The sequence below is a fragment of the Actinomadura fulvescens genome (genome assembly GCF_039533225.1).
In the GTDB taxonomy this organism is placed as follows: Bacteria; Actinomycetota; Actinomycetes; order Streptosporangiales; family Streptosporangiaceae; genus Spirillospora; species Spirillospora fulvescens.
Window position 1 is genome coordinate 1 of record NZ_BAAATD010000040.1, and the last position, 5,362, is coordinate 5,362.

3 rRNA genes are annotated in these 5,362 nt (G+C 58.2%); all 3 read left to right on the top strand.

Annotated elements, in window-relative coordinates:
• The first annotated feature begins 11 nt into the window (after nucleotides 1-11).
• A 16S ribosomal RNA gene (locus ABD333_RS47225) occupies nucleotides 12-1,539 on the top strand.
• 414 nt (nucleotides 1,540-1,953) lie between these two features.
• Nucleotides 1,954-5,067: ribosomal RNA gene (locus tag ABD333_RS47230) — 23S ribosomal RNA — on the top strand.
• A 176-nt stretch (nucleotides 5,068-5,243) separates the two neighbouring features.
• Nucleotides 5,244-5,360, top strand: a 5S ribosomal RNA gene (gene rrf, locus ABD333_RS47235).
• Together the 16S, 23S and 5S rRNA genes form the textbook arrangement of a ribosomal RNA operon.
• The last annotated feature ends 2 nt before the right edge of the window (nucleotides 5,361-5,362 follow it).

Sequence of the window (5,362 nt, forward strand, 5' to 3'; positions counted from 1 at the left end):
GTCGTGTGGCCTTGATGGAGAGTTTGATCCTGGCTCAGGACGAACGCTGGCGGCGTGCTTAACACATGCAAGTCGAGCGGAAAGGCCCCTTCGGGGGTACTCGAGCGGCGAACGGGTGAGTAACACGTGAGCAACCTGCCCCTGACTCTGGGATAAGCCTGGGAAACTGGGTCTAATACCGGATATGACCACTGGCCGCATGGTTTGGTGGTGGAAAGTTTTTCGGTTGGGGATGGGCTCGCGGCCTATCAGCTTGTTGGTGGGGTGATGGCCTACCAAGGCGACGACGGGTAACCGGCCTGAGAGGGCGACCGGTCACACTGGGACTGAGACACGGCCCAGACTCCTACGGGAGGCAGCAGTGGGGAATATTGCGCAATGGGCGGAAGCCTGACGCAGCGACGCCGCGTGGGGGATGACGGCCTTCGGGTTGTAAACCTCTTTCAGCAGGGACGAAGCTAACGTGACGGTACCTGCAGAAGAAGCGCCGGCTAACTACGTGCCAGCAGCCGCGGTAATACGTAGGGCGCAAGCGTTGTCCGGAATTATTGGGCGTAAAGAGCTCGTAGGCGGTTTGTTGCGTCTGTCGTGAAAGCCCACAGCTTAACTGTGGGTCTGCGGTGGATACGGGCAGACTAGAGGCAGGTAGGGGAGAACGGAATTCCCGGTGTAGCGGTGAAATGCGCAGATATCGGGAGGAACACCGGTGGCGAAGGCGGTTCTCTGGGCCTGTACTGACGCTGAGGAGCGAAAGCGTGGGGAGCGAACAGGATTAGATACCCTGGTAGTCCACGCCGTAAACGTTGGGCGCTAGGTGTGGGGTCCTTCCACGGATTCCGCGCCGTAGCTAACGCATTAAGCGCCCCGCCTGGGGAGTACGGCCGCAAGGCTAAAACTCAAAGGAATTGACGGGGGCCCGCACAAGCGGCGGAGCATGTTGCTTAATTCGACGCAACGCGAAGAACCTTACCAAGGCTTGACATCGCCGGAAAACCCGCAGAGATGCGGGGTCCTTTTTGGGCCGGTGACAGGTGGTGCATGGCTGTCGTCAGCTCGTGTCGTGAGATGTTGGGTTAAGTCCCGCAACGAGCGCAACCCTCGTTCCATGTTGCCAGCAACACCTTCGGGTGGTTGGGGACTCATGGGAGACCGCCGGGGTCAACTCGGAGGAAGGTGGGGATGACGTCAAGTCATCATGCCCCTTATGTCTTGGGCTGCAAACATGCTACAATGGCCGGTACAGAGGGCTGCGATACCGCGAGGTGGAGCGAATCCCTTAAAGCCGGTCTCAGTTCGGATTGGGGTCTGCAACTCGACCCCATGAAGTCGGAGTCGCTAGTAATCGCAGATCAGCAACGCTGCGGTGAATACGTTCCCGGGCCTTGTACACACCGCCCGTCACGTCACGAAAGTCAGCAACACCCGAAGCCCGTGGCCCAACCCCTGTAGGGGAGGGAGCGGTCGAAGGTGGGGCCGGCGATTGGGACGAAGTCGTAACAAGGTAGCCGTACCGGAAGGTGCGGCTGGATCACCTCCTTTCTAAGGAGCACCAACTGGCCACGACCTGCGGGTTGTGGTCGGTGGCCGCCGTCGATGACGATCGTTCATCGGGTGGCTGCTCATAGATGTGGAGCACTGGCTACTCACCAGCACTACGGTGCCGTCCGGCAAGTACCGCCGCCCCTCGGGGTGGAGTGGGAACGGCGAGGCGGGGTCGCGGGACTGGTGGACACGCTGTTGGGTCCTGAGGAAACGGGCACGTGAGTGTCCGATGACCTCGGATCACGGGACCAGATGCCTCCTACAGACGTGGTCTGTAGGGGGTTCTGGTGGGCCCGGTTGTTTTTTGAGAACTGCACAGTGGACGCGAGCATCTCTGAACAAGGGTCTCCTCATGTTGTTTTTGTGAGGGGGGTTTTGTTCTCTGTTGCGATTTGTTTGATCGTTTTGTGTGTTCAAGTTTTTAAGGGCATACGGTGGATGCCTTGGCATCAGGAGCCGATGAAGGACGTGGGAGCCTGCGATATGCCTCGGGGAGTCGGCAACCAGACTTTGATCCGGGGATTTCCGAATGGGGAAACCTGGCACTCGTCATGGGGTGTCGCCGCCTGCTGAATGTATAGGCAGGTTGGTGGGAACGCGGGGAAGTGAAACATCTCAGTACCCGCAGGAAGAGAAAACAATAGTGATTCCGTGAGTAGTGGTGAGCGAAAGCGGATTAGCCTAAACCGTGCGCGTGTGATACCTGGTAGGGGTTGCGTGTGCGGGGTTGTGGGACCATCCCGCTGGGGCTACCGACCCGGCAGAGAGTTATAAAGCGTCGTGATAGTCGAATGGCATGGGAAGGCCGACCGTAGACGGTGAGAGTCCGGTAGACGAAATTGCGATGTCTCTTGGGTGTGTTCCCGAGTAGCACGGGGCCCGTGAAATCCCGTGTGAATCTGCCAAGACCACTTGGTAAGGCTGAATACTTCCTGATGACCGATAGCGGATCAGTACCGTGAGGGAATGGTGAAAAGTGCCCCGGTGAGGGGTCGTGAAATAGTACCTGAAACCGTGTGCCTACAAGCCGTCAGAGCCTCCTACAAGGAAAACTTGTTTTTTCTTGTCTGGTGATGGCGTGCCTTTTGAAGAATGAGCCTGCGAGTTATGGTGTGTGGCGAGGTTAACCGGTGGCGGGTAGCCGTAGCGAAAGCGAGTCTGAAGAGGGCGATATAGTCGCATGCTGTAGACCCGAAGCGGGGTGATCTAGCCATGGGCAGGGTGAAGCGCCGGTAAGACGGTGTGGAGGCCCGAACCCACCAGGGTTGAAAACCTGGGGGATGACCTGTGGTTAGGGGTGAAAGGCCAATCAAACTCCGTGATAGCTGGTTCTCCCCGAAATGCATTTAGGTGCAGCGTCGCGTGTTTCTTGCCGGAGGTAGAGCTACTGGATGGCTAATGGGCCCTACAAGGTTACTGACGTCAGCCAAACTCCGAATGCCGGTAAGTGAGAGCGTGGCAGTGAGACTGCGGGGGATAAGCTTCGTAGTCGAGAGGGAAACAGCCCAGATCATCGGCTAAGGCCCCTAAGCGTGTGCTAAGTGGGAAAGGATGTGGAGTTGCCGTGACAACCAGGAGGTTGGCTTAGAAGCAGCCATCCTTGAAAGAGTGCGTAATAGCTCACTGGTCAAGTGATTCCGCGCCGACAATGTAGCGGGGCTCAAGCACACCGCCGAAGCCGTGGCACTCCAACCTTGTGTTGGGGTGGGTAGGGGAGCGTCCTGCAACCGGTGAAGCCTCAGGGTGACCTAGGGGTGGAGGTTGTGGGAGTGAGAATGCAGGCATGAGTAGCGAATCAAGAGTGAGAAACTCTTGCGCCGGATGACCAAGGGTTCCTGGGGCAGGCTAATCCGCCCAGGGTAAGTCGGGACCTAAGGCGAGGCCGACAGGCGTAGTCGATGGACAACGGGTTGATATTCCCGTACCCGCTGGTACGCGCCAACGCCGAACCCACTGATGCTAACCACCCGAACCCCGCCGTGCTCCTTCGGGAGTGTGGATGGGGGGAGCGTGGGACCCGAGGTGGTAGTAGGTGAGCGATGGGGTGACGCAGGAGGGTAGCTCAGCCCGGGCGATGGTTGTCCCGGGGTAAGGCCGTAGGGAGAGAGATAGGTAAATCCGTCTCTCACATATCCTGAGAGCTGATGCCGAGCCGTTTTAGGTGAAGTGAGTGATCCCATGCTGCCGAGAAAAGCCTCTAGCGAGTGTACTGGCGGCCCGTACCCCAAACCGACTCAGGTGGTCAGGTAGAGAATACCAAGGCGATCGGGTGAACTGTGGTTAAGGAACTCGGCAAATTGCCCCCGTAACTTTGGGAGAAGGGGGACCATGCCCGGTGATGAGATTTACTCTCGGAGCTGGGGGTGGTCGCAGAGGCCAGGGGGAAGCGACTGTTTACTAAAAACACAGGTCCGTGCGAAGTCGTAAGACGCTGTATACGGACTGACGCCTGCCCGGTGCCGGAACGTTAAGAGGACCGGTTAGACCCGTAAGGGTCGACGCTGAGAATCTAAGCGCCGGTAAACGGCGGTGGTAACTATAACCATCCTAAGGTAGCGAAATTCCTTGTCGGGTAAGTTCCGACCTGCACGAATGGCGTAACGACTTCCCCGCTGTCTCAACCACAGGCCCGGCGAAATTGCAGTACGAGTAAAGATGCTCGTTTCGCGCAGCAGGACGGAAAGACCCCGGGACCTTCACTATAGCTTGGCATTGGCGTTTGGAGCGTCTTGTGTAGGATAGGTGGGAGACGGTGAAGCCGGCACGCCAGTGTCGGTGGAGTCATTGGTGAAATACCACTCTGGTCGTTTTGAGCGTCTAACCCGCACCCATGGATCTGGGTGGGGGACAGTGCCTGGTGGGTAGTTTAACTGGGGCGGTTGCCTCCCAAAGAGTAACGGAGGCGCCCAAAGGTTCCCTCAGCCTGGTTGGCAATCAGGTGGCGAGTGCAAGGGCACAAGGGAGCTTGACTGTGAGACAGACATGTCGAGCAGGTGCGAAAGCAGGGCCTAGTGATCCGGCACCGACGTGTGGAAGTGGTGTCGCTCAACGGCTAAAAGGTACCCCGGGGATAACAGGCTGATCTTCCCCAAGAGTCCATATCGACGGGATGGTTTGGCACCTCGATGTCGGCTCGTCGCATCCTGGGGCTGGAGTAGGTCCCAAGGGTTGGGCTGTTCGCCCATTAAAGCGGCACGCGAGCTGGGTTTAGAACGTCGCGAGACAGTTCGGTCCCTATCCGCTGCGCGCGTAGGAGAATTGAGAGGATCTGTCCCTAGTACGAGAGGACCGGGACGGACGAACCTCTGGTGTGCCAGTTGTCCCGCCAGGGGCACGGCTGGTTGGCTACGTTCGGTAGGGATAACCGCTGAAAGCATCTAAGCGGGAAGCCTGCCTCAAGATGAGTTCTCCCAACCCTTCGAGGTTGTAAGGCCCCCAGCTAGACCACTGGGTTGATAGGCCAGAGATGGAAGCGCGGCAACGTGTGGAGTCGACTGGTACTAATAGGCCGAGTGGCTTGAACACACACAACGTTCAAACCAATCGAAACAGCCACCTGCGTGTGAGAGTGTTCGCGTCCCTGTGTGGTTCCCAGAAAACAAACGGGAACCGTGACACAACAGCATATTGTTTCGAGCCTGTACCGGCTCGGACGACAACAACTTGCCGACCCGCCTGTTGTGGGGGTTGTGCGTTGGTCGTTCGGTGGTTATGGCGAAGGGGAAACACCCGGTCCCATCCCGAACCCGGAAGTTAAGCCCTTCAGCGCCGATGGTACTGCACGGGAGACTGTGTGGGAGAGTAGGACACCGCCGGACAC